Here is a 3,850-nt window from a genome sequence, read left to right on the forward strand (position 1 = left end):
TTATTTAGTATGTAATTAAATCTGTAATGATTATATTCCAGTAATAAGGTAAAATGATGCTTTTTGATAAGATTAAAAATACTTTGCGTTTTTTTATTATTATATCAGAAAATGATTAGAATACCATACATTTACAATTTATATATGGTAAGTCACTATAAATATATGTATAATCATAATAGCAAAAATAGATACGTTTTTCTGTTACTTTATATTTAAGAAGGGATTCGGATATGGAGAAGATAATTACAGTATCAGGTTTGAAAAAATCCTATGGTTCTGTAGAAGCAGTAAAGGGAATTGACTTTTATGTGGACAGGGGCTCCTTATTTGCTTTTTTAGGGCCCAATGGGGCTGGCAAATCCACTACCATTAATATACTTGGAACACTGCTTAAGCCGGATGTGGGTGAGGTTATCATAGATGGATTTACCCTGGGCAAAGAGGATGATAAGATACGTTCTATTATCGGTATGGTTTTTCAGGATCATGTACTGGATGATTTGCTTACAGTAAGGGAAAACATGACTACCCGGGGGAGCTTCTATCATTCAGATAAAAAGGCATTAAGGGCTGCTGTAGATTATGCTGCACAGAGTACAGGAGTAACATCATATCAGAACCGTCTCTATGGCAAATTATCCGGAGGTCAGAGAAGAAGGTCTGATATTGCCCGTGCACTGGTCAACACCCCTAAAGTCCTTTTTCTGGATGAACCTACAACAGGATTGGACCCACAGACAAGGCAGAATGTGTGGGAAGCAATCGAACAATTGCGGGAAGAGAAAAATATGACAATATTCCTCACCACTCATTATATGGAAGAGGCGGCTAGAGCCGATTATGTTATTGTAATAGATGATGGTATTATAGCTGCCAAAGGGACTCCCGCCCAATTAAGGGAGCAGTACAGCACGGATCATCTTATTTTACATACCGATAATACAGAGCAAGTTGCCCAAATCTTGACTGTCATGGGTAAAACCTATGAAGTGAAAAATGACACTATTACACTACAACTGGAGTCCACCATGCAGGCACTGCCTTTGCTGGAACAATGTAAAGATATTATACGGGGGTTTCAAGTGATAGAAGGCAATATGGATGATGCCTTTATTCAAATAACCGGAAGGGAGATAAGAGAATGAAAAATTTGTTGAAACGGAATTTGCTGATATTTTTTCGTGACAAGAGCAGTGTATTCTTTTCCCTTTTGGCGGTGTTTATAATCCTAGGTTTGTATATACTGTTTTTAGGCGACATCATTGTACAAGGTATGGGGGATATGCCAGGTGCTCGCTTTCTCATAGACAGCTGGATAATGGCAGGTCTGCTGGCAGTTACCCCTGCAACAACATCACTTGGTGCTATGGGTACTATTATAGTAGATAAAAAGTACGGACAATATAAAGATTTTGCCGTTTCGCCACTTAAAAGAAGCACTATCGTGGTAGGATATGTTATCAGCGGTTTTATCATCAGTTTGATTTTAACCCTGATAACATTCGTACTTGCTGAATTGTATATAGTTATGTACGGAGGGGAGTTACTGTCGATAGAAGCCGCCTTGAAAGTTTTAGGACTGATTCTTTTTAATACAGCTTATTCCAGCATTATGATGTTTTATCTGGTATCCTGGTTTAAAAGTGTAAGCGCATTTTCAGTTGCCAACAACGTAATAGGATCCATGATCGGTTTCTTGACTGGTATTTATATTCCGATAGGTAATTTACCGGAAGCTGTCCAAACGGTGATAAAGATTTTTCCTCCATCTCATATGGCAGTATTGTTTAGGAAAATAATGATGCAACAGTCAGAAAAGATTGCTTTTGCAGGTGCTCCTTCCGAAATATTGGAAAGCTTCCGTCTGGAACTAGGGATAGCTTTAAAGGTAGGGGATAACATATTGAGTTCCCAGGCAAGCTTTTTATATGTTTTAGCATTCCTGGTATTGTTCTTTGTTTTGTCTCTTTTCAAAATTGCAAAAAAGGAAATATAGCAATGATAATAAGAATGGAATGGGTACAAATCTGTACCTATTCCATCTTACTCCAAAGCTTTTGAAATAACCGTGGACAGTGCACTCTAAAGTTGAATATAGATGTCTTTTACAGTTACCCATTTGCCATCTGTGTATGCCGAAGTATAGAATTCGGTCATATATTTTAATAATGTTACATTACGAAATATCTTGCACTGCACCTGATTATTGGACCAGTTGGGAGAATCAAAAATAACTATTGAGGCTTTACCGTCAGCTGCCTTTTTGTTGTACCCTGCTGCTATAAGCTCGTTTTTTGTTCCGAAAAAGGCAGTATATCCATTGGAGGTGCACCATTCACTTATCAAGCTTTCAAGATATGCGGTATCCGACAACTCGAGGGATGATAAGTCTACTCCAATAGATTTTACACTTTTTATAGGCTTATTCCCTTTAAATGATTCTTTGAACATGGAATAAAATGCATCTGCCTTGTTTTGTTCAGTAAGAGAAATATCTGCCTTAAGATATCCGTCTGAATCAAATGCCACTCCGTACTGGGCGGAATAAGTGTTCATTTTGGTAATTATTCGCTGTGCTTCTTTTCCTGATACAGCAGTAGGCTGATAATTATTTCGTCGGTCTGTTGAAGATATAGAACATGGGATAAACTGCACATTATCATCCTCCTGAAGCTTGCCATCAATAAAGGTGAATGTCTGCTGGAAAATGCCGGAGTCCTTGTCTTTCGGATTTTTACTACCGCCGTAGCAGAAGTTTCCAAGTGAATATGCAATATATTTTCCTTTATATTTATTTATTCCTGAAAGGACATGAGGGTGGTTTCCGATTACCAGATCATATCCCCAATCTATGCATTTGTTGCCAAGTTCTATTTGATAATCATCAACGTGGGATATCTTACCGCCCAAGGAGCTGCCCCAGTGTATGCAGGCAAGAACCAAATCTGCGCCTTGTTGCCGGAGCTTCCTGACACCATCTTCCAACCAGACTTCAACAAGTCTTCCGTCATATAATTCGTTTACAGATACAAAACCTATTTTTATCCCTTTTGTTTCGTACATACCATATATCTCGTCACTGGCATAAGCAATACCGGCTTGCGTTAATAGATCAACAGTATCCTCATACCCGGATTGCCCATAATCATATGTATGATTATTGGAAAAAGATACTGCTTCAATGGAACCCTCAGTCAGAATATCAACATATTCAGGTTTACCTATGTGATTATATAGTTTTGACTGTTTATCCTTGGATTTTGTAAGTGGACCCTCCAGATTTATAATTGAAAAATCATCCTTAGACAGAATGTCATATACATTTTTGAAAAAATAGGATTTTCCCTTGCTATCGTAAAATGCATTAAAAGAATTCTCATATGACATTGTATCATTAGTCCCAAGAGTGCAGTCACCTGCAGCTGAAACCGTAATACTTACAACTTCAGGTTCTTTAGCTGTTTCGATATCGTCGCTTGTAGGTGGATTTAAGTCTGTATCTATGTCTTTGTCAGGTTCAATTAAACTTGTATCTTCATCCAAACCAGGAGATTCAGTCTTTGTATTGTCTTCTGGGGGAGAACTGTCAGTTTTTATAAGTGGAAGGCAGCTTGTAGATGCACATATAGTAACAATCAATACAAAGAGTAAGAAGGTTGTTATTCTCAATCTATTAGAAGTTATTCTAAGCTTCATTCAAAAGTCTCCTTCAGCGTTTGTTTCAATCATTTAAGATACATCATACACATTTTTTTCCTTAACATCAATATTGGAAAAATGAAGTGAATATCCTCCTAAATTTGAGGTAAACTTTACATAGTGATTTCGACTTTCTATTGTTTAGCTA

At 37.4% G+C, this 3,850-nt stretch carries 3 protein-coding genes; 2 read left to right on the forward strand and 1 reads right to left on the reverse strand.

All coding sequences use genetic code 11. From position 1 onward, the window contains the following. Window positions 1–233: 233 nt before the first annotated feature. Window positions 234–1,148 (forward strand): ABC transporter ATP-binding protein, encoded by a 915-nt coding sequence (locus tag PHP06_10780; protein ID MDD3841024.1) that lies wholly within the window; start codon window positions 234–236, stop codon window positions 1,146–1,148. After that, window positions 1,145–1,999 carry an ABC transporter permease gene (locus tag PHP06_10785; GenBank protein MDD3841025.1) on the forward strand — a complete coding sequence of 285 codons (855 nt, stop codon included), beginning with the start codon at window positions 1,145–1,147 and terminating at the stop codon, window positions 1,997–1,999. Before PHP06_10780 ends, PHP06_10785 begins: the two co-directional genes overlap by 4 nt. Window positions 2,000–2,085: 86 nt before the next feature. Here PHP06_10785 and PHP06_10790 read toward each other — a convergent pair whose 3' ends face one another. Further along, window positions 2,086–3,699, reverse strand: coding sequence for a CapA family protein (locus tag PHP06_10790; GenBank protein MDD3841026.1), 1,614 nt, complete (start codon window positions 3,697–3,699; stop codon window positions 2,086–2,088). Between the last annotated feature and the right edge of the window lie 151 nt (window positions 3,700–3,850).

The organism is Clostridia bacterium, from assembly GCA_028698525.1.
In the GTDB taxonomy this organism is placed as follows: Bacteria; Bacillota; Clostridia; order JAQVDB01; family JAQVDB01; genus JAQVDB01.

Excerpts from the sequence above, each read along its gene's own strand:
- PHP06_10780 (MDD3841024.1), top strand. The coding sequence starts at position 234 with ATGGAGAAGATAATTACAGTATCAGGTTTGAAAAAATCCTATGGTTCT.
- PHP06_10790 (MDD3841026.1), bottom strand. The coding sequence starts at position 3,699 with ATGAAGCTTAGAATAACTTCTAATAGATTGAGAATAACAACCTTCTTA.
- PHP06_10785 (MDD3841025.1), top strand. The coding sequence starts at position 1,145 with ATGAAAAATTTGTTGAAACGGAATTTGCTGATATTTTTTCGTGACAAG.